We start from the raw sequence: 25,480 nt of genomic DNA, 5'->3' as shown, positions 1-25,480 counted from the left end.
ACTTCTGACAGGTTGGTTTATGAGTGCGAATACCGAAGCTCAAGGGAGCGGGCGCGGCCTGGAAGCGATGAAATGGGTAGTCGTAGCCGTGCTGCTGATTGTAGCGATTGTCGGCAACTACCTTTATCGTGACATGATGCTGCCGCTACGCGCGCTTGCAGTGGTAATTCTGATTGCTGCAGCGGGTGGTGTCGCGCTGTTGACGACAAAAGGCAAAGCGACTGTCGCTTTTGCTCGCGAAGCGCGTACCGAAGTCCGCAAGGTAATTTGGCCGACTCGCCAGGAAACATTGCACACCACGCTGATCGTAGCGGCGGTTACCGCTGTAATGTCACTGATCCTGTGGGGACTGGATGGTATTCTGGTTCGCCTGGTATCCTTTATCACTGGCCTGAGGTTCTGAGATGTCTGAAGCCCCTAAAAAGCGCTGGTACGTCGTTCAGGCGTTTTCCGGTTTTGAAGGCCGCGTAGCAACGTCGCTGCGTGAGCATATCAAATTACACAACATGGAAGAGTTATTTGGCGAAGTTATGGTTCCGACCGAAGAAGTGGTCGAGATCCGTGGCGGCCAACGTCGCAAAAGCGAGCGTAAATTCTTCCCGGGTTACGTGCTGGTTCAGATGGTTATGAACGACGCGAGCTGGCACCTGGTGCGCAGCGTACCGCGCGTGATGGGCTTTATCGGCGGCACGTCTGACCGTCCGGCACCAATCAGCGACAAAGAAGTTGATGCGATTATGAACCGCCTGCAGCAGGTGGGTGATAAGCCGCGTCCGAAAACGCTGTTTGAACCGGGTGAAATGGTTCGTGTTAATGACGGTCCGTTTGCTGACTTTAATGGCGTGGTTGAAGAAGTGGACTACGAAAAGTCCCGCCTGAAAGTGTCCGTTTCTATCTTCGGTCGTGCGACCCCAGTAGAACTGGACTTTGCCCAGGTAGAAAAAGCCTAAGCAGCGATCAAAAAAGCGACGATTTAATCGTTGCACAAGGCGCGAGATTGGAATACAATTTCGCGCCTTTTGTTTTTATGGGCTGCGGCCTGTAAAACGATTTTATTCACGGGGAGCCTCCTTGAGGCGTTATCACCCAACCAGAGGATTTTAGAATGGCTAAGAAAGTACAAGCCTACGTCAAGCTGCAGGTTGCAGCAGGTATGGCGAACCCAAGTCCACCAGTTGGTCCAGCTCTGGGTCAGCAGGGTGTGAACATCATGGAATTCTGTAAAGCGTTCAACGCCAAAACCGAATCCATGGAAAAAGGTCTGCCAATCCCAGTTGTTATCACTGTATACGCTGACCGTTCTTTCACTTTCGTTACCAAAACCCCTCCAGCAGCAGTTCTGCTGAAGAAAGCGGCGGGTATCAAGTCTGGTTCCGGTAAACCGAACAAAGACAAAGTGGGTAAAATTTCCCGCGCTCAGCTGCAGGAAATCGCGCAGACCAAAGCTGCCGACATGACTGGTGCCGACATTGAAGCGATGACTCGCTCAATCGAAGGTACTGCACGTTCCATGGGCCTGGTAGTGGAGGACTAAGAAATGGCTAAACTGACCAAGCGCATGTCCGTGATCCGTGACAAAGTTGATGCGACCAAACAGTACGACATCAACGAAGCTATCGCTCTGCTGAAAGAACTGGCTACCGCTAAGTTCGTTGAAAGCGTTGACGTTGCTGTTAACCTGGGCATCGATGCTCGTAAATCTGATCAGAACGTTCGTGGTGCAACTGTACTGCCACACGGTACTGGCCGTTCCGTACGCGTAGCTGTATTTGCTCAGGGTGCAAACGCTGAAGCGGCTAAAGCTGCCGGCGCTGAACTGGTAGGTATGGAAGATCTGGCTGACCAGATCAAGAAAGGCGAAATGAACTTTGACGTTGTTATTGCTTCTCCAGATGCAATGCGCGTTGTTGGCCAGCTGGGCCAGGTTCTGGGTCCACGCGGCCTGATGCCAAACCCGAAAGTGGGTACTGTAACCCCTAACGTTGCTGAAGCTGTTAAGAACGCTAAAGCAGGTCAGGTTCGTTATCGTAACGACAAAAACGGCATCATCCACACCACCATCGGTAAAGTGGACTTTGACGCTGACAAACTGAAAGAAAACCTGGAAGCTCTGCTGGTTGCGCTGAAAAAAGCAAAACCAACTCAGGCGAAAGGCGTGTACATCAAGAAAGTTAGCATCTCCACCACCATGGGTGCAGGTGTTGCAGTTGACCAGGCTGGCCTGAGCGCTGCTGCAAACTAATGCCTTTACGTGGGCGGTGATTTTGTCTACAATCTTACCCCCACGTTTGCTAACAAAAGTTAGCGGCTAAAAGATTTGTTCGTTGGAGCCTGGCCTAATCCAGGCCTCCGTCGAAGACCGCAGGTGTTTCGCAAGAAACTTAATGCCCTGCGTAGACGGTGACAGAACGCTAAGATTATTTTTGGATACTCTGGCTTGTTTCTGCTCACCGTATTAAGACGCTCTTTCCGTTGGGGAGAGTGAAGTGAGTTCCGGAACATGAGTTCCGGCAAACATCCAGGAGCAAAGCTAATGGCTTTAAATCTTCAAGACAAACAAGCGATTGTTGCTGAAGTCAGCGAAGTAGCCAAAGGCGCGCTGTCTGCAGTAGTTGCGGATTCCCGTGGCGTTACTGTAGACAAAATGACTGAACTGCGTAAAGCAGGTCGTGAAGCTGGCGTATACATGCGTGTTGTTCGTAACACCCTGCTGCGTCGCGTAGTTGAAGGTACTCCTTTCGAGTGCCTGAAAGACACGTTTGTTGGTCCGACCCTTATTGCATACTCTATGGAACACCCGGGCGCTGCTGCTCGTCTGTTCAAAGAGTTCGCGAAAGCGAATGCAAAATTTGAGGTCAAAGCTGCAGCCTTTGAAGGTGAGTTGATCCCGGCATCGCAAATCGATCGCCTGGCAACCCTGCCGACCTACGAAGAAGCAATTGCACGCCTGATGGCAACCATGAAAGAAGCTTCGGCTGGCAAACTGGTTCGCACTCTGGCTGCTGTTCGCGATGCGAAAGAAGCTGCTTAATCGCAGTTATCTTTATAAAGCATTTGCTTACGTATAAACTTATTCTGATTTTCAGGAACAATTTAAATGTCTATCACTAAAGATCAAATCATTGAAGCAGTTGCAGCTATGTCCGTAATGGACGTTGTAGAACTGATCTCTGCAATGGAAGAAAAATTCGGTGTTTCCGCTGCTGCTGCTGTAGCTGTAGCTGCTGGCCCGGTTGAAGCTGCTGAAGAAAAAACTGAATTCGACGTAATTCTGAAAGCTGCTGGCGCTAACAAAGTTGCTGTTATCAAAGCAGTACGTGGCGCAACTGGCCTGGGTCTGAAAGAAGCTAAAGACCTGGTAGAAGCTGCTCCAGCTGCGCTGAAAGAAGGCGTGAGCAAAGACGACGCAGAAGCACTGAAAAAATCTCTGGAAGAAGCTGGCGCTGAAGTTGAAGTTAAATAAGCCAACTTTTCTGGTTGCAGCCTAAGTCATTAGGCTGATGGCTGGTGACTTTTTAGTCACCAGCCTTTTTGCGCTGTAAGGCATCAGTAGCATTTCACACTGTTTGACTACTGGTTGTCCTGACAATGCATGTTTCTATCGACGACTTAATATATTGCGACAGGGTGCGCGCTCTGTGTAAATCGCGACGAAATGATTTAAGCGTGATAGCAACAGGTATTGCGGAAAGTATTCAATTTTCCGGTCCACAAAATGGTGTTGCACAAACTGTCCCTTCGTCGGACAGATGGGTCGACTTGTCAGCGAGCTGAGGAACCCTATGGTTTACTCCTATACCGAGAAAAAACGTATTCGTAAGGATTTTGGTAAACGTCCACAAGTTCTGGACATTCCATATCTCCTTTCTATCCAGCTTGACTCGTTCCAGAAGTTTATCGAGCAAGATCCTGAAGGGCAGTACGGCCTGGAAGCAGCCTTCCGTTCCGTGTTCCCGATTCAGAGCTACAGCGGTAACTCCGAGCTGCAGTACGTCAGCTACCGCCTTGGCGAACCGGTGTTTGACGTTCAGGAATGTCAGATCCGTGGCGTGACCTATTCCGCACCGCTGCGCGTAAAACTGCGTCTGGTGATCTATGAGCGCGAAGCGCCAGAAGGCACCGTAAAAGACATTAAAGAACAAGAAGTCTACATGGGTGAAATTCCACTCATGACAGACAACGGTACTTTCGTCATCAACGGTACTGAGCGTGTTATCGTTTCCCAGCTGCATCGTAGCCCGGGTGTCTTCTTCGACAGCGATAAAGGTAAAACACACTCATCCGGTAAAGTACTGTATAACGCGCGTATCATTCCTTACCGTGGTTCCTGGCTGGACTTCGAGTTCGATCCTAAAGACAACCTGTTTGTCCGTATCGACCGTCGTCGTAAACTGCCTGCGACCATCATTCTGCGTGCGCTGCAATACACCACTGAACAGATCCTGGACCTGTTCTTTGAGAAAGTAATCTTTGAAATCCGCGACAACAAGTTGCAGATGGAGCTGGTGCCAGAGCGTCTGCGTGGTGAGACCGCGTCGTTCGACATCGAAGCCGACGGCAAAGTGTATGTGGAAAAAGGCCGCCGTATTACCGCGCGCCACATCCGTCAGCTGGAAAAAGATGATATCAAACTCATCGAAGTTCCGGTTGAATACATTGCTGGAAAAGTAGCCGCGAAAGATTACGTTGATGAATCAACTGGCGAGCTGATCTGCCCGGCGAACATGGAGCTGAGCCTGGATCTGCTGGCTAAGCTGAGCCAGTCTGGCCACAAACGCATCGAAACGCTGTTCACCAACGATCTGGACCACGGTCCTTATATCTCTGAGACTATCCGCGTCGATCCAACGACCGATCGTCTGAGCGCGCTGGTAGAAATCTACCGCATGATGCGCCCTGGTGAACCACCAACTCGCGAAGCGGCTGAAAGCCTGTTCGAGAACCTGTTCTTCTCCGAAGACCGCTACGATCTGTCCGCGGTTGGTCGTATGAAGTTCAACCGTTCTCTGCTGCGTGATGAGATCGAAGGTTCCGGTATCCTGAGCAAAGACGACATCATCGAAGTGATGAAGAAGCTCATCGATATCCGTAACGGCAAAGGCGAAGTGGACGATATCGACCACCTCGGCAACCGTCGTATCCGTTCCGTAGGCGAAATGGCGGAAAACCAGTTCCGCGTTGGCCTGGTACGTGTTGAGCGTGCGGTGAAAGAGCGTCTGTCTCTGGGCGATCTGGATACCCTGATGCCTCAGGATATGATCAACGCCAAGCCGATTTCTGCAGCAGTGAAAGAGTTCTTCGGTTCCAGCCAGCTGTCTCAGTTCATGGACCAGAACAACCCGCTGTCTGAGATCACGCACAAACGTCGTATCTCTGCACTTGGCCCAGGCGGTCTGACCCGTGAACGTGCAGGCTTCGAAGTTCGAGACGTACACCCGACTCACTACGGTCGCGTATGTCCAATCGAAACGCCTGAAGGTCCAAACATCGGTCTGATCAACTCCCTGTCCGTGTACGCACAGACTAACGAATACGGTTTCCTTGAGACGCCGTACCGTAAAGTGACCGACGGTGTTGTAACTGACGAAATTCACTACCTGTCTGCTATCGAAGAAGGCAACTACGTTATCGCTCAGGCGAACTCCAACCTGGATGACGAAGGCCACTTTGTAGAAGATCTGGTTACCTGCCGTAGCAAAGGCGAATCCAGCTTGTTCAGCCGCGACCAGGTTGACTACATGGACGTATCCACCCAGCAGGTGGTATCCGTCGGTGCGTCCCTGATCCCGTTCCTGGAACACGATGACGCCAACCGTGCATTGATGGGTGCGAACATGCAACGTCAGGCCGTTCCAACTCTGCGTGCTGATAAGCCGCTGGTTGGTACCGGTATGGAACGTGCTGTTGCCGTTGACTCCGGTGTTACTGCGGTGGCTAAACGTGGCGGTACTGTTCAGTACGTGGATGCTTCCCGTATCGTTATCAAAGTTAACGAAGACGAGATGTACCCGGGCGAAGCAGGTATCGACATTTATAACCTGACCAAATACACCCGTTCTAACCAGAACACCTGTATCAACCAGATGCCTTGTGTGTCTCTGGGTGAGCCCGTTGAGCGCGGCGACGTGCTGGCAGACGGTCCGTCCACCGACCTCGGTGAACTGGCGCTCGGTCAGAACATGCGTGTAGCGTTCATGCCGTGGAACGGTTACAACTTCGAAGACTCCATCCTCGTCTCCGAGCGTGTGGTTCAGGAAGATCGTTTCACTACCATCCACATTCAGGAACTGGCATGTGTGTCCCGTGACACCAAGCTGGGGCCAGAAGAGATCACCGCTGACATCCCTAACGTGGGTGAAGCTGCGCTCTCCAAACTGGATGAATCCGGTATCGTTTACATCGGTGCAGAAGTGACCGGCGGCGACATTCTGGTTGGTAAGGTAACGCCGAAAGGTGAAACCCAGCTGACGCCAGAAGAGAAACTGCTGCGTGCTATCTTCGGTGAGAAAGCGTCTGACGTTAAAGACTCTTCTCTGCGCGTACCAAACGGTGTTTCCGGTACAGTTATCGATGTTCAGGTCTTCACCCGTGACGGCGTTGAAAAAGATAAGCGTGCGCTGGAAATCGAAGAGATGCAGCTCAAACAGGCTAAGAAAGACCTGTCTGAAGAACTGCAGATCCTCGAAGCGGGTCTGTTCAGCCGTATCTATGCGGTGCTGGTTGCCGGTGGCGTTGAAGCTGAGAAGCTCGACAAACTGCCACGCGATCGCTGGCTGGAACTGGGCCTGACCGACGAAGAGAAACAAAATCAGCTGGAACAGCTGGCTGAGCAGTATGACGAACTGAAACACGAGTTCGAGAAAAAACTCGAAGCGAAACGCCGTAAAATCACTCAGGGCGACGATCTGGCACCAGGCGTGCTGAAGATTGTTAAGGTGTATCTGGCTGTTAAACGTCAGATCCAGCCTGGTGATAAGATGGCAGGTCGTCACGGTAACAAGGGTGTTATCTCTAAGATCAACCCGATCGAAGATATGCCGCACGATGCTAACGGTACGCCGGTAGATATCGTACTGAACCCACTGGGCGTACCGTCTCGTATGAACATCGGTCAGATTCTGGAAACCCACCTGGGTATGGCTGCGAAAGGTATCGGCGATAAGATCAACGCCATGCTGAAACAGCAGGAAGAAGTCGCGAAACTGCGCGAATTCATCCAGCGTGCCTACGATCTGGGTACCGACGTTCGTCAGAAAGTCGACCTGAGCACCTTCAGCGATGAAGAAGTGCTGCGTCTGGCAGAGAACCTGCGCAAAGGTATGCCGATTGCAACGCCGGTATTCGACGGTGCAAAAGAAGCTGAAATCAAAGAGCTGCTGCAACTGGGTGGTCTGCCAACGTCTGGTCAGATTACGCTGTTTGATGGCCGTACCGGTGAACAGTTCGAGCGTCCGGTAACCGTAGGTTACATGTACATGCTGAAACTGAACCACCTGGTCGACGACAAGATGCACGCTCGTTCTACCGGTTCTTACAGCCTGGTTACTCAGCAGCCGCTGGGTGGTAAGGCGCAGTTCGGTGGTCAGCGCTTCGGGGAGATGGAAGTGTGGGCGCTGGAAGCATACGGCGCAGCATACACCCTGCAGGAAATGCTCACCGTTAAGTCTGATGACGTGAACGGTCGTACCAAGATGTATAAAAACATCGTGGACGGCAATCATCAGATGGAACCAGGCATGCCAGAGTCCTTCAACGTACTGTTGAAAGAGATTCGTTCGCTGGGTATCAACATCGAACTGGAAGACGAGTAATTCTCGCTCAAACAGGTCACTGGTGTCGGGCTAACCCCCGACACCAGATTGTGCTAACTCCGACGGGAGCAAATCCGTGAAAGATTTATTAAAGTTTCTGAAAGCGCAGACTAAAACCGAAGAGTTTGATGCGATCAAAATTGCTCTGGCTTCGCCAGACATGATCCGTTCATGGTCTTTCGGTGAAGTTAAAAAGCCGGAAACCATCAACTACCGTACGTTCAAGCCTGAGCGTGACGGCCTTTTCTGTGCACGAATTTTCGGGCCAGTAAAAGACTACGAGTGCCTGTGCGGTAAGTACAAGCGCCTGAAACACCGTGGTGTGATCTGTGAGAAGTGCGGCGTTGAAGTGACCCAGACCAAAGTGCGCCGTGAGCGCATGGGCCACATCGAACTGGCATCTCCAACTGCGCACATCTGGTTCCTGAAATCTCTGCCGTCCCGTATCGGCCTGCTGCTGGATATGCCGCTGCGCGATATCGAACGTGTTCTGTACTTCGAATCTTATGTCGTTATCGAAGGCGGTATGACGAACCTGGAACGCCACCAGATTCTGACCGAAGAACAGTATCTGGACGCGCTGGAAGAGTTCGGTGATGAATTCGACGCGAAGATGGGTGCGGAAGCTATTCAGGCCCTGCTGAAGAGCATGGACCTGGAGCAAGAGTGCGAGCAGCTGCGTGAAGAGCTGAACGAAACCAACTCCGAAACCAAGCGTAAAAAGCTGACCAAGCGTATCAAACTGCTGGAAGCGTTCGTTCAGTCTGGTAACAAACCAGAGTGGATGATCCTGACCGTTCTGCCGGTTCTGCCGCCAGATCTGCGTCCGCTGGTTCCGCTGGATGGTGGTCGTTTCGCAACGTCGGATCTGAACGATCTGTATCGTCGCGTTATCAACCGTAACAACCGTCTGAAACGTCTGCTGGATCTGGCTGCGCCGGACATCATCGTACGTAACGAAAAACGTATGCTGCAGGAAGCGGTAGATGCCCTGCTGGATAACGGTCGTCGCGGTCGTGCGATCACCGGTTCTAACAAACGTCCTCTGAAATCTTTGGCCGATATGATCAAAGGTAAACAGGGTCGTTTCCGTCAGAACCTGCTCGGTAAGCGTGTTGACTACTCCGGTCGTTCTGTTATCACCGTAGGTCCATACCTGCGTCTGCATCAGTGCGGTCTGCCGAAGAAAATGGCACTGGAGCTGTTCAAACCGTTCATCTACGGCAAGCTGGAACTGCGTGGCCTGGCCACCACCATCAAAGCCGCTAAGAAAATGGTTGAGCGTGAAGAAGCTGTCGTTTGGGATATCCTGGACGAAGTTATCCGCGAACACCCGGTATTGCTGAACCGTGCACCAACACTGCACCGTCTGGGTATCCAGGCATTTGAACCGGTACTGATCGAAGGTAAAGCTATCCAGCTGCACCCGCTGGTTTGTGCGGCATATAACGCCGACTTCGATGGTGACCAGATGGCTGTTCACGTACCGCTGACGCTGGAAGCCCAGCTCGAAGCGCGTGCGCTGATGATGTCTACTAACAACATCCTGTCTCCAGCGAACGGTGAACCAATCATCGTTCCTTCTCAGGACGTTGTATTGGGTCTGTACTACATGACCCGTGACTGTGTTAACGCCAAAGGCGAAGGCATGGTGCTGACTGGCCCTAAAGAAGCTGAGCGTATCTATCGCGCTGGCCTGGCCTCTCTGCATGCGCGTGTCAAAGTGCGTATCACTGAATATGAAAAAGATGCTAACGGCGAATTCGTTGCGAAAACCAGCCTGAAAGACACGACCGTTGGCCGTGCCATTCTGTGGATGATCGTACCGAAAGGTCTGCCTTTCTCCATCGTCAACCAGGCGCTGGGTAAGAAAGCGATCTCCAAAATGCTGAACACCTGTTACCGCATTCTGGGTCTGAAGCCGACGGTTATCTTCGCTGACCAGACAATGTACACCGGCTTTGCATATGCAGCGCGTTCAGGTGCATCTGTTGGTATCGATGACATGGTTATCCCAGAGAAGAAACACGAGATCATCTCTGAAGCGGAAGCCGAAGTTGCTGAGATCCAGGAGCAGTTCCAGTCTGGTCTCGTTACCGCGGGCGAACGCTATAACAAAGTTATCGATATCTGGGCTGCGGCGAACGATCGTGTATCCAAAGCGATGATGGATAACCTGCAAACCGAAACCGTGATTAACCGTGACGGTGTAGAAGAGCAGCAGGTTTCCTTCAACAGCATTTACATGATGGCCGACTCCGGTGCGCGTGGTTCTGCAGCACAGATTCGTCAGCTGGCAGGTATGCGTGGTCTGATGGCGAAGCCAGATGGCTCCATCATCGAAACGCCAATCACCGCGAACTTCCGTGAAGGTCTGAACGTACTCCAGTACTTCATCTCTACTCACGGTGCGCGTAAAGGTCTGGCGGATACCGCACTGAAAACTGCGAACTCCGGTTATCTGACGCGTCGTCTGGTTGACGTTGCGCAGGATCTGGTTGTGACCGAAGACGATTGTGGCACCCTCGAAGGTATCACCATGACCCCGGTTATCGAGGGTGGTGATGTTAAAGAGCCGCTGCGCGATCGCGTACTGGGTCGTGTAACCGCGGAAGACATTCTGAAGCCGGGTACCGCAGACATTCTGGTTCCACGCAACACGCTGCTGCACGAACAGTGGTGTGACCTGCTGGAAGCGAACTCTGTTGACTCTGTGAAAGTTCGTTCCGTTGTATCTTGTGACACCGATTTCGGTGTATGTGCGCACTGCTATGGTCGTGACCTGGCGCGTGGCCACATCATCAACAAAGGTGAAGCAATCGGTGTTATCGCGGCACAGTCCATCGGTGAACCGGGTACACAGCTGACGATGCGTACGTTCCACATCGGTGGTGCGGCATCTCGTGCGGCTGCTGAATCCAGCATCCAGGTGAAAAACAAAGGTAGCATCAAGCTCAGCAACGCGAAGTCTGTTGTTAACTCCGCAGGCAAGCTGGTTGTGACCTCTCGTAACACCGAGCTGAAGCTGATCGACGAATTCGGTCGTACCAAAGAGAGCTATAAAGTGCCTTACGGTGCTGTTATGGCGAAAGGTGATGGCGAGCAGGTTGCCGGCGGTGAAACCGTTGCAAACTGGGATCCACACACCATGCCGGTTATCACCGAAGTAAGTGGTTTCATCCGCTTCACTGACATGATCGACGGCCAGACCATTACTCGTCAGACCGACGAGCTGACCGGTCTGTCTTCTCTGGTCGTTCTGGACTCTGCTGAGCGTACTGCCGGTGGTAAAGATCTGCGTCCTGCACTGAAAATCGTTGATGCTCAGGGTAACGACGTTCTGATCCCTGGTACCGATATGCCTGCGCAGTACTTCCTGCCGGGTAAAGCGATTGTACAGCTGGAAGATGGCGTACAGATCAGTTCTGGTGACACCCTGGCGCGTATTCCTCAGGAATCCGGCGGTACCAAGGACATCACCGGTGGTCTGCCACGCGTTGCGGATCTGTTCGAAGCACGTCGTCCGAAAGAGCCTGCAATCCTGGCTGAAATCAGCGGTATCATCTCCTTCGGTAAAGAGACCAAAGGTAAACGCCGTCTGGTTATCACCCCAGTAGATGGCAGCGAGCCGTACGAAGAGATGATTCCTAAGTGGCGTCAGCTCAACGTGTTCGAAGGTGAACGTGTAGAACGTGGTGACGTGGTTTCCGACGGTCCAGAAGCGCCGCACGACATCCTGCGTCTGCGTGGTGTGCATGCTGTTACTCGTTACATCGTAAACGAAGTACAGGACGTATACCGTCTGCAGGGCGTTAAGATTAACGATAAACACATTGAAGTTATCGTTCGTCAGATGCTGCGTAAAGCAACCATCGATAGCGCGGGCAGCTCTGAGTTCCTGGAAGGCGAGCAGGTTGAATACTCACGCGTCAAGATCGCTAACCGCGATCTGGAAGCGAACGGCAAAATCGCTGCGACCTTCTCGCGCGATCTGCTGGGTATCACCAAAGCGTCTCTGGCAACCGAGTCCTTCATCTCTGCAGCATCGTTCCAGGAGACCACGCGTGTCCTGACCGAAGCCGCTGTAGCAGGTAAGCGTGATGAACTGCGCGGTCTGAAAGAGAACGTTATCGTGGGTCGTCTGATCCCGGCTGGTACCGGTTATGCGTACCATCAGGATCGTATGCGTCGTCGTGCTGCAGGCGAACTGCCAGCTGCACCGCAGGTAACTGCTGAAGATGCATCCGCGAGCCTGGCAGAGCTGCTGAACGCAGGTCTGGGTGGTTCTGACAACGAGTAATCGTTGATTCAGCAAATAAAAAACCCGCTTCGGCGGGTTTTTTTATGTCTGCATATTTTCAGTTTATCAGCGGTAGCCGACGATACAGCTCAATCATATCGCCCGCCAGGTCCTGAATGACCATCGCGTTCATCAGGTGATCCTGAGAGTGGACGGTGATCAGGTTAACCGGCAGCTTTCCGGTCCCTTCATCAAGACCAATCAGCTGCGTCTGGATGGTGTGGGCATGTTTCACGTATTCACGCGACTCTTCCATCGCCTTTTCGGCTTCGTCAAAGTCGCCTTTACGGGCCATTTGCAACGCCGTAAGGGCAGCACTGCGCGCTGCTCCCGCGTTGACCAGCAGTTCCATGATCGTTGTTTCTAAATCTTCCACGGGTCACTCCAGTAATTTAAGCGCTTTTTCCAGGACGACATCACCTTTCATCATGCCGTAATCCATCATGTCGATCACCGCGACCTTTTTACCCAGCGGATCGGCCTGCGCCTGAAGTTTAGCCTGCTCGTATTTAACCTGTGGCCCCAGCAATACGATGTCAGCCGTCGCGATATTATCTTTAAACTCCGCAACCGGAACGGCCTTAATGGTGACTTCAACCCCTTTTTTCTGCGCGGCGTCTTTCATACGTTGAACCAGCATGCTGGTTGACATTCCCGCTGCACAGCATAAAACGATGTTCTTCATAATCAGCCTCGATCTACATGTGTTTATTGATAATTATCCCGTGCAGACCGCTTCAACAACCGCTTTACCGCGATTGTGTGTCAGGCATCACAAAGAAATGGGTGATTTTCTGAAACCGGTTACAATTTTGCATGAAAGCGCACGCTGCCCGTCGAAACGGACAGCGTGGGAGGGAAGAAATTAACGGATGGAGGTCTGAAGGATGCGGTTTTTACCCTGTTGTTTTGCGCTGTAAAGTGCGTTATCCACGCTCCCGACAAATTGCTCCAGCGGTTCGAAATGCCATTCCCCCAGGCCTGCACTGAACGTGACCTGCAGGTTTTCTTCCCGCCAGACGCGTTTTTCAATGGTGGTACGCCACGCTTCCAGCAACGAGATTGCATCAGCAATTTGCGCAGCCTGGAAGACCACCGCAAACTCTTCTCCACCGTACCGGTACACCGAGATGTGGTGCGGTTGCATGATCTGGATCCCTTCACGCGCCACGTTACGCAGGACAATATCGCCGCTAAGGTGGCCCCAGGTATCGTTGATTGATTTGAAGTTATCGATGTCCACCAGCGCCAGTGCGAAAGGCTGTTGAGCCGCCATTAACTCTTCCACATCGGTATCGAACGCGCGGCGGTTTTTGCAGCCTGTTAGCGCATCGTGGGTTGCCTGGCGGACATATGCCATCTCACGCTCTTTATTCGACTGGATGGTATGACTCAGCATCGCTTCCAGACGCGGTGCCTGGCTGACGTCGCCAGTTTTGATGGCGTTGATAATATGCATCAGCACGGTACGCGAGGCATGGCGAAGGTACAAACCGAAGAGAATGATAATAATCGCCGCCAGTGCAAATCCCCAGCCAACGATAGTGGTTTCGTGGCGGGTTATATCCGTCAGGGTCGCGCCAGAGACCCGGTAGATGACAAACCAATCCGGGTTAGTGAAGGAGTAGTAGTAATACCAGGTTTTACTTTTCCGGTCGTATAAATGCCCCTCGCCGCTGGTCATTTTGTCCATCAGCGCTTCGCTCACGTATTTTTTGAACAGCGCGCCCGTGTCAGGATGAAGCACCACGGTTCCGTCGCGCTCGACGACGAAGAATTCCCCTTGTACAGGGGCCACCATCTGTCGAAGGGTATACCCCATCGACGCCAAATCAAGATGAAAGGCCAGGGTTCCCTTGAGTCTGCCTTCTGTTGAAATCAATGGCTTATAAAGCGTGACCGTTGGATGCCCGGTAAAGTAGTCCATATAAGGGTGGGTATAATGGCTGAAAATACTGGCTTCCGCGTAGGCGACAAACCACGGGCGAGTCCGCGGATCGGCGTTTTTACTCTTTTCCGTGGGAGGCGCTTCTGGAACGTGCAAATAATGCCCTTCCGTGTCGGCCAGCGAGATGGATGACACGGTCGGCATCAGGTTTTGCAAATGCATCAACATCTGCAACCCTTGCGTCGGGTTGATGTTCAGCGTCTCATTCAGTATTTCGTTGCGGGAAAAGTACATCGCAGAACGACCAAGAATATAGTCGTTTTCACGCAACATTGATTCGGTATAGTTAACCGCCAGATTATGCGTGAAATTACCATTAATTTTATGATAATCCTCAAGAAAATCCTTTCGTTGCGAAAGCGTAACCACGACAGCGATCAGTGCAAAACTGCACAGTATCCCCGCGAAGCTGGCCATTATTGGCCGGGTAAAAGAGAGTTTTTTGCTGTGAAGTGCCATGAGTTGTACATCATTCCTGAGGGTGAATGCTTTTCGTCTGCCGATATCCTCTCAGCATAGTCGCAGTCCTGCGGTTAGCTGTGAATTATACGGAACACGATTTCAGACGAGATGATTTATCTTAAGAATGGCTAAGAAATTACTCATAAAATCAGAAATTCAGTGTGCACGATAAGTCAGAGGCAGGGCGAAACGAGGAAGAAGCTTTTCGCCCTGGTCAGCGTCCGTTGCTGACCACATGACAATAAAAAACCGGACGATAGCTGACAATCATCCGGTTGTGACTCTCCGTGCCGCCTCGTTTTATTTCTGCGGAGTTGCAGTATGTTTCAGCGTAATTGCGAGGCTCTTCCCAGCCAGCTGTCCCAGTCTTTCCAGACCGGCTGCAGCCCCTGTGCGCTCAGGGCCGCGGCGACCGCTTCCGGACGTCGTCCATCATGCGGGGCAAACTGCTCCAGTTCAGGGTGATCATCGGCGTAACCGCCCGGCTGTGTTTTGGAAAATGCGCTCACGTTGTTTATCGCAAGCGGGATCACGCGGTCGCGGAACGCCGGTGATTCACGTGTTGAGAGCGATAATTCAACCTCCGGGGCAAGCAGGCGAAACGCGCAGATCGTTTGTACCAGCTGGCGCTCGTCCATAAGTGAGGCCGGTTCAATCCCGCCAGCACACGGGCGCAGCCGGGGGAAGGAGATGGAGTAGCGGCTCTGCCAGTAGTGCTGCTGGAGCCACAACATATGTTCCGCCACCATGTAACAATCCACGCGCCAGCTATCGGAAAGCCCAATCAGCGCACCAAGGCCAATTTTGTCGATCCCGGCACGTCCGAGCCTGTCCGGTGTTTCAAGGCGGAAGAAGAAGTCCTGTTTCTTGCCCTTCAGGTGATGCCGTGCGTAGGTCGCTTCGTGGTACGTTTCCTGATAGACCATCACTCCATCCAGTCCGAGCGTTTTGAGCTCCGCATACTCATCCTGCGACAGGGGCTGCACTTCCATCTGCAACGAGGCGAACTGACGACGAATGGCAGGAAGGTGCTGGCGGAAATAGTCCATCCCGACTTTGCCCTGGTGCTCACCGGTGACCAGCAGGAGATGCTCGAAGCCCATTTCCCGGATGGCCACACACTCGCGCGCGATCTCCTCCTCATCAAGCGTCTTACGCTTAATGCGGTTGCTCATGGAGAAGCCGCAGTAGGTACAGTCATTGGCGCACAGGTTTGAGAGATAGAGCGGGACGTAAAAGCTCACCGTGTTGCCAAAGCGCTGTCGGGTGAGACGCTGGGCGCGCTGGGCCATCGGTTCCAGGTAAGCGCTGGCCGCAGGGGAGAGCAGGGCCATTAAATCGTCGCGGGTCAGATGGCGTGCATTCAGTGCGCGCTCGACGTCGACCGGCGTTTTGCTGTTGATGCGCAGGGCAATGTCGTCCCAGTTAAGCTGCCGCCAGCGGTCGGTAAAGGTGGTCATGAGATTGCCTCCAGAAAACCGGTCAGCGGGCTGGTGGCCTGCGCCTGAAAACTGCGTGAGCCAGGGCCTGATTGCCGTGCCAGCAGGCCAGCCTCCACCGCCATGCGAAACGCGCGCGCCATCATGACCGGATCGTCGGCAACCGCGATGGCCGTGTTTACCAGCACCGCGTCCGCCCCCATCTCCAGCGCCTGCGCGGCATGGCTTGGTACACCAATACCCGCATCCACCACCACCGGCACGGTGGCCTGCTCAATGATGATCTCCAGCATTGCCCGGGTTTCCAGCCCCTGGTTGGAGCCAATAGGCGCGCCCAGCGGCATAACGGCGGCGCAGCCAACATCTTCCAGACGTTTGCAGAGTACCGGATCGGCACCGCAGTAAGGCAGAACGATGAACCCTTGTTGTACCAGCTTTTCCGCCGCTTTCAGCGTCTCGATCGGGTCGGGCAACAGCCAGCGAGCATCCGGGTGAATTTCCAGCTTCAGCCAGCGTGTGCCGAGCGCTTCACGCGCCAGTTGAGCGGCGAAAATGGCCTCTTCGGCCGTTTTCGCGCCGGAAGTATTTGGCAGTAGCGTGACGCCAGCTTCCAGTAAAGGCGCCAGAATGGCATCACTGTGATGGCGCAGATCCACGCGCTTTAACGCCAGCGTGACCAGCTGGCTGCCGCTTTCACGGATGGCATCGACCATCAGCTGGGGTGATGCGAATTTCCCGGTTCCGGTAAACAGATGTGAATCAAAGACTTTATCGGCAATACGTAACATCTCAGCCCCCTGCGATAACCTGAAACAGCAGGATCTGGTCGCCTTCACTGACCTGCTGATGTTCCCACTGCTCGCGCGGCAGGATCTGTTGATTGAGCGCCAGCGCCGTTCCCGGCTTGAGCTGGCGAAGCTTATCGAGCAGCACGGCAACGGTGAGCCCGTCCTCGCATTTCATCGGCTCATCGTTAAACAGAATGCGCATTGCCGCCTCCGCATACCGGGCAGTGGCTGGCACGGTGTAACGCCAGATGACGCCATCCGCTGGAGCGGGCGTCAAATAACCGCAACGTGTTGCGCTCGGTCTCCATTCCGCTGAGCAGCTTGATGGCCTCGAGCGCCTGCAGGGTACCCATCACCCCCACAACCGGGCCAAGAATGCCCGCGGTGCGACAGTTACGCTCTGGCTCAGCATCGTCTGGCCACAGACAGCGATAGCAGCCCTGCGCCCATGGCGGTGTCAGGACCATCATCTGCCCGCCGAATCCCACCGCGCTGGCGGTGATAAGCGGCGTATTTTTTGCGACACAGGCGGCGTTGATCGCCTGGCGGGTTGCCATATTGTCGGTGCAGTCCAGCACCACGTCGGCCAGGGCGACTTCTCGGAGCAGATTGTCGCCGCTGAGCCGCTCCTGACACGCAATGAGCTCAATATCCGGGTTCAACTGGTTCAGACGCTGGCGGGTAATGTGTACTTTGGGCTGGTTGATATCCTCGGTGGTAAAGAGGATTTGACGCTGCAGGTTGCTAAGATGCACCTCGTCGTCATCGGCCAGTACCAGCGTGCCCACGCCTGCACCGGCCAGATAGAGCGCGGCAGGCGCGCCTAATCCGCCCAGCCCGACAATCAAAACCCGGCTGGCGAGCAGCTTTTGCTGCCCGTCGATGGCGATATCCTCCAGCAGGAGCTGGCGGCTATAGCGCATAAAGTCACGATCATTCATCGCCTGCTCCTGCCAGTTGTAAGAGCTGCCGGGTGGCGGCCTGCCAGTCTGCGGCCTGGGTGATGGCACTGACGACGGCGATACTGCCGACACCGGTATCCAGCACGGCCGGCGCGCGTTCAAGGCTAATCCCGCCGATGGCCACGGTCGGGTACTGCGCAAGACGCTTCACGTGAGCCGCCAGCTGTACCAGCCCTTGTGGCGCGGAGGGCATCTGTTTAGTTTGCGTCGGGAAGACGTGTCCAAGCGCAATGTACGAAGGGCGTGCCGCCAGCGCCACGTCAATCTCCATATCGTCATGGGTCGAGACACCCAGGCGCAAACCGGCTTCCCGGATGGCATTCAGGTCTGTGGTCTCCAGGTCCTCCTGACCCAGATGCACGCCGTAGGCCTGGTGCTTTATCGCCAGTCGCCAGTAGTCGTTGATAAACAGGCGGGCGTGAGACCGACGCCCCAGCGCGATGGCGGCGGCGACATCGTTCTCCACCTCCTCATCGCGTTTATCTTTGATGCGTAGCTGCAGCGTGCGTACACCTGCCTCCAGCAGGCGGGCAATCCACTCCACGCTGTCCACCACCGGGTAGAGCCCCAAACGAAAGGGCACGGGTGGGAAATCGGGCTGGTACATTACGCCTCCTCTTTTTTGAGGTAGATTTCGCCGCCTTTCGCGCGGAAGGTTTCTGACATATCCGCCATGCCCACTTCAATGGTTTGCGCGGCGGCGTAGTCACGCACTTCCTGGCTGATCTTCATCGAGCAGAATTTTGGCCCACACATGGAGCAGAAATGGGCCACTTTGCCCGACTCCTGCGGCAGGGTTTCGTCGTGATAGGCGCGGGCGGTAAACGGGTCGAGCGCGAGGTTAAACTGATCTTCCCAGCGGAATTCAAAGCGGGCCTTCGACATCGCGTTATCGCGAATTTGCGCGCCCGGATGGCCTTTCGCCAGGTCCGCAGCGTGGGCGGCAATTTTGTAGGTGATAAGCCCCTGCTTCACGTCCTCTTTGTTGGGCAGACCGAGGTGCTCTTTTGGCGTCACATAGCAGAGCATGGCGCAACCGAACCAGCCGATCATTGCCGCACCAATTCCGGAGGTGAAGTGGTCGTAACCCGGGGCAATATCGGTGGTCAACGGCCCCAGGGTATAGAATGGTGCTTCATGGCAGTGCTCCAGTTCTTCCGTCATATTGCGGCGGATCATCTGCATGGGGACATGGCCCGGGCCTTCAATCATCACCTGCACGTCATACTCCCAGGCGATTTTGGTCAGCTCGCCCAGCGTGTGCAGTTCAGCAAACTGCGCTTCGTCGTTGGCATCACGAATGGAACCAGGGCGCAGGCCGTCGCCCAGCGACAGCGAGACGTCGTAAGCGGCACAGATTTCGCAGATCTCGCGGAAGTGTTCGTAGAGGAAGTTTTCCTGATGATGAGACAGACACCACTTCGCCATGATTGAGCCCCCGCGCGAGACAATGCCGGTCAGACGCTTCGCGGTCATCGGCACGTAGCGCAGCAGCACCCCCGCGTGGATGGTGAAGTAGTCTACACCCTGTTCAGCCTGCTCCAGCAGCGTGTCGCGGAACGCTTCCCAGGTGAGGTTTTCAGCGATACCGTTCACTTTCTCCAGCGCCTGATAGACCGGCACCGTTCCGATAGGCACCGGGCTGTTACGCAGGATCCACTCGCGGGTTTCGTGGATATAACGCCCGGTGGAGAGATCCATTACCGTGTCCGCGCCCCAGCGCGTTGACCAGACCAGCTTCTCGACCTCTTCTTCGATGGAGGAGGTGACCGCGGAGTTACCGATATTAGCGTTGACCTTCACCAGGAAGTTACGGCCGATAATCATCGGTTCAGATTCCGGGTGATTGATGTTGGCGGGGATAATCGCGCGGCCAGCGGCCACTTCATCGCGCACAAACTCCGGGGTGATGTTTTCCGGCAGGCGGGCACCGAAACCTTCGCCCGGATGCTGGTGGCGCAGCACTTCGCTACGGATGCGCTCACGGCCCATATTTTCACGGATGGCGATAAACTCCATCTCCGGGGTGACGATCCCCTGACGCGCATAGTGCAGCTGGGTGACGCATTTGCCCGCTTTCGCACGTTTCGGCGTCAGCAGGCCCGCGAAGCGCAGTTCGTCCAGGCCGTCGTCGGCCAGACGCTCTTTGGTGTAGGCAGAGCTGCGAACCGTCAGTTCTTCGCAGTCGTTACGCGCGTCAATCCAGCGCTGGCGCAGTTTTGCCAGCCCCTGCTGCACGTTAATGGCCACATCAGGATCGCCGTATGGGCCAGACGTGTCGTAGACTGGCACGGCTTCGTTGTCTTCATACTGCGGGTTTTCTTTGCTGCCGCCAAGAAGCGTCGGGCTAAGCTGGATTTCGCGCATCGGAACGCGGATACCCGCCTGAGAGCCGGTGATGTAAATACGCTTAGAGTTCGGGAAAGCGGTGCCTTCCAGGGTGTCGATGAAATGTTGGGCGTGTGCGCGCTGTTCGCGGCGGGTCAGTTTAGTAGTAGACATAGCTCATTCCAAAAGTGAAGGACATGGCTTGTCAGACGACGGATGAAGCAAGAGGAGATCGCCCGGGGGCGATACTACAGCAGTTTTACTCTTGTTCCCTTCGCAGGTATTAGCCTGATCAGGTTCCGCGGATCCCGAATTAACGGTCTCAGCCCGTGCTTTCACACTGGGCACTCCGACAAGAAATTTACACGCCATCGTTCACGCTATCGCATGAATGATTTCGTGTAATACCCCCTCCTGAGAGGGGCGAATGTTTGTAAACTACTCGTTAACGATTAAGAACTCAAGCAGGCCGCGCGATGTTATCTTCGTTGCTGGCCTTAGAATCGTTATCCAGTACGAGGGCGATCAGCTTATCTTCCAGCGAGAATCGCTCTTCCAGCGCTTCGCCGAGATCGGACAGCGCCTGTTGAAACTCAAGGTAGTTGTCGTGATCGATGGCGTTCTCGAGGGTTGAATCGTAGTAATTCATGATCTGCTGGGTATTGGCTTCCAGCAGCGGGTAGAGTTTGGATGCCGTTAAATACGGGCTAGTGCCTTCCATTTCGCGGATAATGCGTTCATAAATATTGAAATGGCCGTCGGACAGGTAGTCGACCAGGCTCTGACAAAAATCATCCAGCGCTTTTTCATTCAGCCGCATAAACGATTCTTTGCCAGGCTTAATACCGACCAGATTGTAATAAGCCACGAGTAGATGCTTGCGCACATGTAGCCAGCGATCCACCAGTTTGTTACTTCCTCTAACGCGCTCAGTCAGGCTTTCTAGCTGGTTTAACATGTTCGACTCCGCAAGGTTTAGAATTGATTCTGCTTATCCAAAATGTAACCACAATGCTAACAACATGTCAGTGAAGCGAAGGTAGTGCAATAGATATGGATCGTATTATTGAAAAATCAGATCTGGGTTGGTGGATTGTCAGTCACGAACAAAAATTATGGCTACCCGGTGGGGAAATACCCCATGGCACTGCCGATCGTTTCGATCTCGTTGGTCAGCCTGCACTGAAGATCGGCGAGTGGCAAGGGGAGCCGGTGTGGTTGATCCAGCAGCCTCGCCGCCAGGACATGGGATCCGTTCGTCAGGTGCTGGATCTTGATGTGGGCCTGTTCCAGCTGGCAGGCCGTGGCGTGCAGCTGGCCGAGTTTTACCGATCGCATAAATACTGCGGCTACTGCGGGCATACCATGCACCCGAGCAAAACCGAGTGGGCCATGCTCTGCAGCCACTGCCGTGAACGCTATTATCCGCAGATTGCGCCGTGCATTATCGTCGCTATCCGGCGTGACGATTCCATCCTGCTGGCGCAACATACCCGCCATCGCAACGGCATTCATACTGTTCTTGCCGGGTTCGTTGAAGTGGGCGAAACGCTGGAGCAGGCGGTGGCGCGTGAAGTGATGGAAGAGAGCGGGATCCGGGTGAAGAACCTGCGTTACGTAACGTCTCAGCCGTGGCCGTTCCCGCAGTCGCTGATGACGGCGTTTATGGCCGAATACGATAGCGGTGAGATTGTTATCGACCAGAAAGAGCTGCTGGACGCGAACTGGTACCGTTATGACGATTTGCCACTGTTACCCCCGCCGGGAACGGTAGCCCGTCGGCTGATAGAAGATACCGTGGCAATGTGTCGGGCCGAGTATGAGTAGTGTTACACTCACGGACTGACGCAATAAGGAACTGCAAAATGACCGAACTGAAGAACGATCGTTATCTGCGTGCGCTGCTGCGCCAGCCCGTTGATGTCACCCCGGTGTGGATGATGCGCCAGGCGGGGCGCTATCTGCCAGAGTACAAAGCCACGCGTGCGCAGGCGGGTGATTTTATGTCGCTGTGCAAAAATGCCGAGCTGGCCTGCGAAGTGACGCTCCAGCCGCTGCGCCGCTACCCGCTGGATGCCGCTATTCTCTTTTCGGACATTCTGACCATTCCGGATGCCATGGGCCTTGGGCTCTATTTCGAAACCGGTGAAGGTCCGCGTTTCACCTCCCCGATCAAAAGCAAAGCCGACGTTGATAAGCTGCCGGTACCGGATCCTGAGCAGGAGCTGGGGTATGTGATGAACGCCGTGCGCACAATTCGCCGTGAACTGAAAGGCGAAGTGCCGCTGATTGGCTTCTCAGGCAGCCCGTGGACGCTGGCGACCTATATGGTGGAAGGTGGCAGCAGCAAAGCCTTTACCGTCATTAAAAAGATGATGTACGCGGAGCCACAGGCGCTGCATACGCTGCTCGACAAGCTGGCGAAGAGCGTCACACTCTATCTTAACGCGCAGATTAAAGCAGGCGCGCAGTCGGTGATGATTTTCGATACCTGGGGCGGCGTGCTGACCGGGCGCGATTACCAGCAGTTCTCGCTGTATTACATGCATAAAATCGTCGATGGCCTGCTGCGTGAAAACGAAGGTCGCCGGGTGCCGGTGACGCTGTTCACCAAAGGCGGCGGGCAGTGGCTGGAAGCCATGGCCGCAACCGGCTGTGACGCGTTGGGTCTCGACTGGACAACCGATATTGCCGATGCGCGCCGTCGCGTGGGTGACAAAGTGGCGCTGCAGGGCAACATGGACCCGTCTATGCTCTATGCTCAGCCTGCCCGTATTGAGGAAGAGGTGGCCTCCATTCTCGCTGGTTTCGGCCAGGGCGAAGGACACGTGTTCAACCTCGGGCACGGTATTCATCAGGATGTACCGCCAGAACACGCTGGCGCGTTTGTGGAGGCGGTGCACCGACTTTCTGCACATTATCATCAGTAAGGAGTGGTTATGGATCTCGCGTCATTACGCGCTCAACAGATAGAACTGGCCTCATCTGTGATCCGTGAGGATCGTCTGGACACAGACCCGCCGCAGTACATTGGCGGAGCAGATGTGGGGTTTGAGCAGGGAGGTGAAGTGACGCGGGCGGCAATGGTGCTGCTGAAGTATCCCTCGCTGGAACTGGTGGAGTACAAGGTGGCGCGTATCGCCACCACCATGCCGTACATTCCTGGCTTTCTCTCATTCCGTGAATATCCCGCGCTGCTGGCAGCGTGGGAGCAACTCTCGCAAAAACCCGACCTGCTGTTTGTCGACGGCCATGGTATCTCTCATCCGCGCCGCTTAGGCGTCGCCAGCCATTTTGGGCTGCTGGTGGATGTCCCCACCATCGGTGTGGCTAAAAAACGTCTGTGCGGTGCGTTTGAGCCGCTCTCCGCCGAGCCAGGCGCGCTGGCACCTCTCATCGATAAGGGTGAGCAACTGGCGTGGGTCTGGCGCAGTAAAGCACGTTGTAACCCCCTGTTTATCGCCACCGGGCATCGGGTGAGCACGGACAGTGCGCTGGCCTGGGTGCAACGCTGCATGAAAGGGTATCGCTTACCGGAGCCCACCCGCTGGGCTGATGCGGTAGCGTCAGGGCGTCCGGCTTTTACGCGTTGGCAAGAAATTCAGTGATGATTCAGGTAAACTGCGGCTAATTTTCGATTCGAGACCTCATCATGCTACAAAACCCGATTCATCTGCGCCTTGAGAAGCTGGAAAGCTGGCAGCACGTGACTTTTATGGCTTGCCTGTGCGAGCGCATGTATCCCAACTATGCCGCGTTCTGCAAGCAGACAGGCTTTGGTGAAGGGCAGATTTATCGCCGCATCCTGGATTTAATCTGGGAGACGCTGACGGTCAAAGACGCTAAGGTGAACTTCGACTCTCAGCTTGAAAAGCTTGAAGAGGCGATCCCGGCGGCGGATGACTACGACCTGTATGGTGTCTATCCGGCCATTGATGCCTGCGTGGCATTAAGCGAACTGATTCATTCCCGTCTGAGCGGTGAAACGCTGGAGCATGCTATCGAAGTCAGCAAGGCATCCATTACGACCGTCGCGATGCTGGAAATGACCCAGGAAGGTCGCGAAATGACCGACGAAGAGCTGCGAGTGAACCCCGCGGTTGAGCAGGAATGGGATATCCAGTGGGAAATTTTCCGCCTGCTGGCAGAGTGTGAAGAACGCGATATTGAGCTGATAAAAGGGCTCCGTGCGGACTTACGTGAGGCTGGTGAGAGCAATATTGGTATAATTTTTAACCAATGAGACAACAAAACTTGATATAACGCTCGTTTTGTCGCTCCTCGACTCTTCCCTTTCGCCCCTTGTCTGGTCTACATTTGGGGGGCGAAAAAAAGTGGCTATCGGTGCGTGTATGCAGGAGAGTGCTTTTTTGGCATTTTCGTCGCACTCGATGCTTAGCAAGCGATAAACACATTGAAAGGATAACTTATGAACAAGACTCAACTGATTGATGTAATTGCGGACAAGGCTGATCTGTCTAAAGTGCAGGCTAAAGCTGCTCTGGAATCTACCCTGGCTGCTATTACTGAGTCTCTGAAAGAAGGTGATGCTGTACAACTGGTTGGTTTCGGTACCTTCAAAGTGAACCACCGCGCTGAGCGTACTGGCCGCAACCCGCAGACCGGTAAAGAAATCAAAATCGCCGCAGCTAACGTGCCGGCATTTGTTTCTGGTAAAGCACTGAAAGACGCTGTTAAGTAAGACGCGTGGCAGTGAACAGTTTTAACGAAGGGGCGGCAACGCCCCTTTTGTCTGTCTGGCGCGGTCTTTTCGCGCTGGCGGGCGTGATGTTTCTGTCCGCCTGTAGCCACGACACCTCTCTGCCACCGTTTACCGCCAGCGGCTACGCTGACAACCAGGGCGCGGTGAGGATCTGGCGCAAAGATTCTGGCGGCGAAGTGCATCTGCTTTCTGCTTTCAGTCCGTGGCATAACGGCAATACGTCGACCGCGGAGTATCGCTGGCAGGGCGATGACCTGTCGCTGATAGAACTGAATGTCTACAGCAAGACCCCCGAACATGTGAAAGTGCGTTTTGATGACCATGGCGAGCTGAGCTTTATGCAGCGGGAAGTCAGCGGTCAAAAACAGCAGCTTTCCAGCGATCAAGTCGCACTCTATCGTTATCGTGCCGAACAAATCCGCCAGACCAGCGATGCGCTGCGTCAGGGACGCGTTGTGCTGCGTCAGGGGCGCTGGCATGCCGATGGCACGGTAACAACCTGCGAAGGGCAAACCGTTAAGCCTGAGCTTGAAGCCTGGGCAACCGAACATATTGAGCGCCGTCAGCGGCATTCATCCATGGAAGTGAGTGTGGCGTGGCTGGAAGCGCCGGAAGGTTCTCAACTGCTGCTGGTCGCGAACGAAGACTTCTGCACCTGGCAGCCGACAGAAAAGAGTTTTTGAGTGACGTCCCCTCTCCCTGACGGGAGAGGGGCTGGC

The 25,480-nt window shown here is 54.3% G+C and carries 24 protein-coding genes and 1 riboswitch; of the genes, 14 read left to right on the top strand and 10 right to left on the bottom strand.

Annotated elements, in window-relative coordinates; translation table 11 throughout:
- Positions 1 to 19 precede the first annotated feature (19 nt).
- The 8 genes from secE (at position 20) to rpoC (ending at position 12,111) form a co-directional block, all read left to right on the top strand.
- Positions 20 to 403: a preprotein translocase subunit SecE gene (gene secE / locus HV157_RS13030; RefSeq protein WP_003862342.1), complete on the top strand. Its 384-nt coding sequence runs from the start codon at positions 20 to 22 to the stop codon at positions 401 to 403.
- A gap of 1 nt (position 404) precedes the next feature.
- Positions 405 to 950 (top strand): transcription termination/antitermination protein NusG, encoded by a 546-nt coding sequence (gene nusG / locus HV157_RS13025; RefSeq protein ID WP_003862341.1) that lies wholly within the window; start codon positions 405 to 407, stop codon positions 948 to 950.
- Between the two features lie 155 nt (positions 951 to 1,105).
- The gene (gene rplK / locus HV157_RS13020) at positions 1,106 to 1,534 is read left to right on the top strand and encodes a 50S ribosomal protein L11 (protein WP_008808007.1); all 429 of its coding nucleotides are present in this window, start codon (positions 1,106 to 1,108) and stop codon (positions 1,532 to 1,534) included.
- 3 nt (positions 1,535 to 1,537) lie between these two features.
- Positions 1,538 to 2,242, top strand: a complete 705-nt coding sequence (gene rplA / locus HV157_RS13015; RefSeq protein ID WP_006810530.1) for a 50S ribosomal protein L1 — start codon at positions 1,538 to 1,540, stop codon at positions 2,240 to 2,242.
- Between the two features lie 291 nt (positions 2,243 to 2,533).
- Complete coding sequence (gene rplJ / locus HV157_RS13010) at positions 2,534 to 3,031, top strand: 50S ribosomal protein L10 (protein WP_004097644.1); 498 nt, start codon at positions 2,534 to 2,536, stop codon at positions 3,029 to 3,031.
- Positions 3,032 to 3,097: 66 nt separating this feature from the next.
- On the top strand, positions 3,098 to 3,463 hold the full coding sequence (gene rplL, locus HV157_RS13005; protein WP_014168154.1) for a 50S ribosomal protein L7/L12: 366 nt from the start codon (positions 3,098 to 3,100) through the stop codon (positions 3,461 to 3,463).
- 319 nt (positions 3,464 to 3,782) lie between these two features.
- Positions 3,783 to 7,811 carry a DNA-directed RNA polymerase subunit beta gene (gene rpoB / locus HV157_RS13000; protein ID WP_020882980.1) on the top strand — a complete coding sequence of 1,343 codons (4,029 nt, stop codon included), beginning with the start codon at positions 3,783 to 3,785 and terminating at the stop codon, positions 7,809 to 7,811.
- A gap of 76 nt (positions 7,812 to 7,887) precedes the next feature.
- Entirely contained in the window at positions 7,888 to 12,111 is a 4,224-nt protein-coding gene (rpoC, locus tag HV157_RS12995) for a DNA-directed RNA polymerase subunit beta' (RefSeq protein WP_014168156.1), read from the top strand.
- 58 nt (positions 12,112 to 12,169) lie between these two features.
- On the opposite strand, the gene HV157_RS12990 is transcribed toward rpoC, so the two are convergent.
- The 10 genes from HV157_RS12990 to HV157_RS12945 all read right to left on the bottom strand — a co-directional run bounded on the left by HV157_RS12990 (position 12,170) and on the right by HV157_RS12945 (position 20,996).
- Positions 12,170 to 12,487 (bottom strand): PTS lactose/cellobiose transporter subunit IIA, encoded by a 318-nt coding sequence (locus HV157_RS12990; protein ID WP_014168157.1) that lies wholly within the window; start codon positions 12,485 to 12,487, stop codon positions 12,170 to 12,172.
- A 3-nt stretch (positions 12,488 to 12,490) separates the two neighbouring features.
- The gene (locus tag HV157_RS12985) at positions 12,491 to 12,796 is read right to left on the bottom strand and encodes a PTS sugar transporter subunit IIB (RefSeq protein ID WP_014068453.1); all 306 of its coding nucleotides are present in this window, start codon (positions 12,794 to 12,796) and stop codon (positions 12,491 to 12,493) included.
- A 180-nt stretch (positions 12,797 to 12,976) separates the two neighbouring features.
- The gene (locus tag HV157_RS12980; protein WP_182268109.1) at positions 12,977 to 14,518 is read right to left on the bottom strand and encodes a sensor domain-containing diguanylate cyclase; all 1,542 of its coding nucleotides are present in this window, start codon (positions 14,516 to 14,518) and stop codon (positions 12,977 to 12,979) included.
- 329 nt (positions 14,519 to 14,847) lie between these two features.
- The gene (gene thiH / locus HV157_RS12975) at positions 14,848 to 15,981 is read right to left on the bottom strand and encodes a 2-iminoacetate synthase ThiH (protein ID WP_182268110.1); all 1,134 of its coding nucleotides are present in this window, start codon (positions 15,979 to 15,981) and stop codon (positions 14,848 to 14,850) included.
- Positions 15,978 to 16,748: a thiazole synthase gene (gene thiG, locus HV157_RS12970; protein ID WP_014168160.1), complete on the bottom strand. Its 771-nt coding sequence runs from the start codon at positions 16,746 to 16,748 to the stop codon at positions 15,978 to 15,980. Before thiG ends, thiH begins: the two co-directional genes overlap by 4 nt.
- A 1-nt stretch (position 16,749) precedes the next feature.
- Positions 16,750 to 16,950: a sulfur carrier protein ThiS gene (gene thiS, locus HV157_RS12965; RefSeq protein WP_014168161.1), complete on the bottom strand. Its 201-nt coding sequence runs from the start codon at positions 16,948 to 16,950 to the stop codon at positions 16,750 to 16,752.
- Entirely contained in the window at positions 16,934 to 17,689 is a 756-nt protein-coding gene (locus HV157_RS12960) for a HesA/MoeB/ThiF family protein (protein WP_014168162.1), read from the bottom strand. The genes thiS and HV157_RS12960 overlap by 17 nt, the downstream gene beginning before the upstream one ends.
- A complete protein-coding gene (thiE, locus tag HV157_RS12955; protein WP_182268111.1) occupies positions 17,682 to 18,317 on the bottom strand; it encodes a thiamine phosphate synthase in 636 nt (211 codons plus the stop codon). Before thiE ends, HV157_RS12960 begins: the two co-directional genes overlap by 8 nt.
- Positions 18,317 to 20,212, bottom strand: a complete 1,896-nt coding sequence (gene thiC, locus HV157_RS12950; protein ID WP_182268112.1) for a phosphomethylpyrimidine synthase ThiC — start codon at positions 20,210 to 20,212, stop codon at positions 18,317 to 18,319. Before thiC ends, thiE begins: the two co-directional genes overlap by 1 nt.
- A 78-nt stretch (positions 20,213 to 20,290) precedes the next feature.
- Positions 20,291 to 20,400, bottom strand: a riboswitch (TPP riboswitch).
- A 98-nt stretch (positions 20,401 to 20,498) separates the two neighbouring features.
- Positions 20,499 to 20,996 (bottom strand): Rsd/AlgQ family anti-sigma factor, encoded by a 498-nt coding sequence (locus HV157_RS12945; protein ID WP_014168165.1) that lies wholly within the window; start codon positions 20,994 to 20,996, stop codon positions 20,499 to 20,501.
- 95 nt (positions 20,997 to 21,091) lie between these two features.
- On the opposite strand from HV157_RS12945, the gene nudC reads away from it, so the two are divergent.
- The 6 genes from nudC to HV157_RS12915 all read left to right on the top strand — a co-directional run bounded on the left by nudC (position 21,092) and on the right by HV157_RS12915 (position 25,444).
- On the top strand, positions 21,092 to 21,865 hold the full coding sequence (gene nudC, locus HV157_RS12940) for an NAD(+) diphosphatase (protein ID WP_032679367.1): 774 nt from the start codon (positions 21,092 to 21,094) through the stop codon (positions 21,863 to 21,865).
- 38 nt (positions 21,866 to 21,903) lie between these two features.
- Positions 21,904 to 22,968: a uroporphyrinogen decarboxylase gene (hemE, locus tag HV157_RS12935; protein ID WP_020882986.1), complete on the top strand. Its 1,065-nt coding sequence runs from the start codon at positions 21,904 to 21,906 to the stop codon at positions 22,966 to 22,968.
- Between the two features lie 9 nt (positions 22,969 to 22,977).
- Positions 22,978 to 23,646, top strand: a complete 669-nt coding sequence (gene nfi / locus HV157_RS12930) for a deoxyribonuclease V (RefSeq protein ID WP_025206412.1) — start codon at positions 22,978 to 22,980, stop codon at positions 23,644 to 23,646.
- A 44-nt stretch (positions 23,647 to 23,690) separates the two neighbouring features.
- Positions 23,691 to 24,281 carry a YjaG family protein gene (locus HV157_RS12925; protein ID WP_014168169.1) on the top strand — a complete coding sequence of 197 codons (591 nt, stop codon included), beginning with the start codon at positions 23,691 to 23,693 and terminating at the stop codon, positions 24,279 to 24,281.
- Between the two features lie 186 nt (positions 24,282 to 24,467).
- On the top strand, positions 24,468 to 24,740 hold the full coding sequence (gene hupA / locus HV157_RS12920; protein WP_002445246.1) for a nucleoid-associated protein HU-alpha: 273 nt from the start codon (positions 24,468 to 24,470) through the stop codon (positions 24,738 to 24,740).
- A gap of 11 nt (positions 24,741 to 24,751) precedes the next feature.
- On the top strand, positions 24,752 to 25,444 hold the full coding sequence (locus tag HV157_RS12915) for a DUF1481 domain-containing protein (protein WP_020882988.1): 693 nt from the start codon (positions 24,752 to 24,754) through the stop codon (positions 25,442 to 25,444).
- Positions 25,445 to 25,480 lie beyond the last annotated feature (36 nt).

The sequence above is a fragment of the Enterobacter sp. RHBSTW-00318 genome (assembly GCF_014101375.1).
In the GTDB taxonomy this organism is placed as follows: domain Bacteria; phylum Pseudomonadota; class Gammaproteobacteria; order Enterobacterales; family Enterobacteriaceae; genus Enterobacter; species Enterobacter ludwigii.
Note: the sequence above shows the minus strand (reverse complement) of the source record. Positions and strands in the feature narration are given on the sequence as shown.

Bases quoted from the DNA above. Each gene is read 5' to 3' on its own strand.
- HV157_RS12945 (WP_014168165.1), bottom strand. From the start codon at position 20,996: ATGTTAAACCAGCTAGAAAGCCTGACTGAGCGCGTTAGAGGAAGTAAC.
- nfi (WP_025206412.1), top strand. From the start codon at position 22,978: ATGGATCTCGCGTCATTACGCGCTCAACAGATAGAACTGGCCTCATCT.
- rplJ (WP_004097644.1), top strand. From the start codon at position 2,534: ATGGCTTTAAATCTTCAAGACAAACAAGCGATTGTTGCTGAAGTCAGC.
- rplL (WP_014168154.1), top strand. From the start codon at position 3,098: ATGTCTATCACTAAAGATCAAATCATTGAAGCAGTTGCAGCTATGTCC.
- thiE (WP_182268111.1), bottom strand. From the start codon at position 18,317: ATGTACCAGCCCGATTTCCCACCCGTGCCCTTTCGTTTGGGGCTCTAC.
- secE (WP_003862342.1), top strand. From the start codon at position 20: ATGAGTGCGAATACCGAAGCTCAAGGGAGCGGGCGCGGCCTGGAAGCG.
- rplA (WP_006810530.1), top strand. From the start codon at position 1,538: ATGGCTAAACTGACCAAGCGCATGTCCGTGATCCGTGACAAAGTTGAT.
- HV157_RS12960 (WP_014168162.1), bottom strand. From the start codon at position 17,689: ATGAATGATCGTGACTTTATGCGCTATAGCCGCCAGCTCCTGCTGGAG.
- nudC (WP_032679367.1), top strand. From the start codon at position 21,092: ATGGATCGTATTATTGAAAAATCAGATCTGGGTTGGTGGATTGTCAGT.
- nusG (WP_003862341.1), top strand. From the start codon at position 405: ATGTCTGAAGCCCCTAAAAAGCGCTGGTACGTCGTTCAGGCGTTTTCC.
- thiS (WP_014168161.1), bottom strand. From the start codon at position 16,950: ATGCGCATTCTGTTTAACGATGAGCCGATGAAATGCGAGGACGGGCTC.
- rplK (WP_008808007.1), top strand. From the start codon at position 1,106: ATGGCTAAGAAAGTACAAGCCTACGTCAAGCTGCAGGTTGCAGCAGGT.
- thiG (WP_014168160.1), bottom strand. From the start codon at position 16,748: ATGTTACGTATTGCCGATAAAGTCTTTGATTCACATCTGTTTACCGGA.
- HV157_RS12985 (WP_014068453.1), bottom strand. From the start codon at position 12,796: ATGAAGAACATCGTTTTATGCTGTGCAGCGGGAATGTCAACCAGCATG.
- rpoB (WP_020882980.1), top strand. From the start codon at position 3,783: ATGGTTTACTCCTATACCGAGAAAAAACGTATTCGTAAGGATTTTGGT.
- thiC (WP_182268112.1), bottom strand. From the start codon at position 20,212: ATGTCTACTACTAAACTGACCCGCCGCGAACAGCGCGCACACGCCCAA.
- HV157_RS12925 (WP_014168169.1), top strand. From the start codon at position 23,691: ATGCTACAAAACCCGATTCATCTGCGCCTTGAGAAGCTGGAAAGCTGG.
- thiH (WP_182268110.1), bottom strand. From the start codon at position 15,981: ATGACCACCTTTACCGACCGCTGGCGGCAGCTTAACTGGGACGACATT.
- hemE (WP_020882986.1), top strand. From the start codon at position 21,904: ATGACCGAACTGAAGAACGATCGTTATCTGCGTGCGCTGCTGCGCCAG.
- hupA (WP_002445246.1), top strand. From the start codon at position 24,468: ATGAACAAGACTCAACTGATTGATGTAATTGCGGACAAGGCTGATCTG.
- HV157_RS12980 (WP_182268109.1), bottom strand. From the start codon at position 14,518: ATGGCACTTCACAGCAAAAAACTCTCTTTTACCCGGCCAATAATGGCC.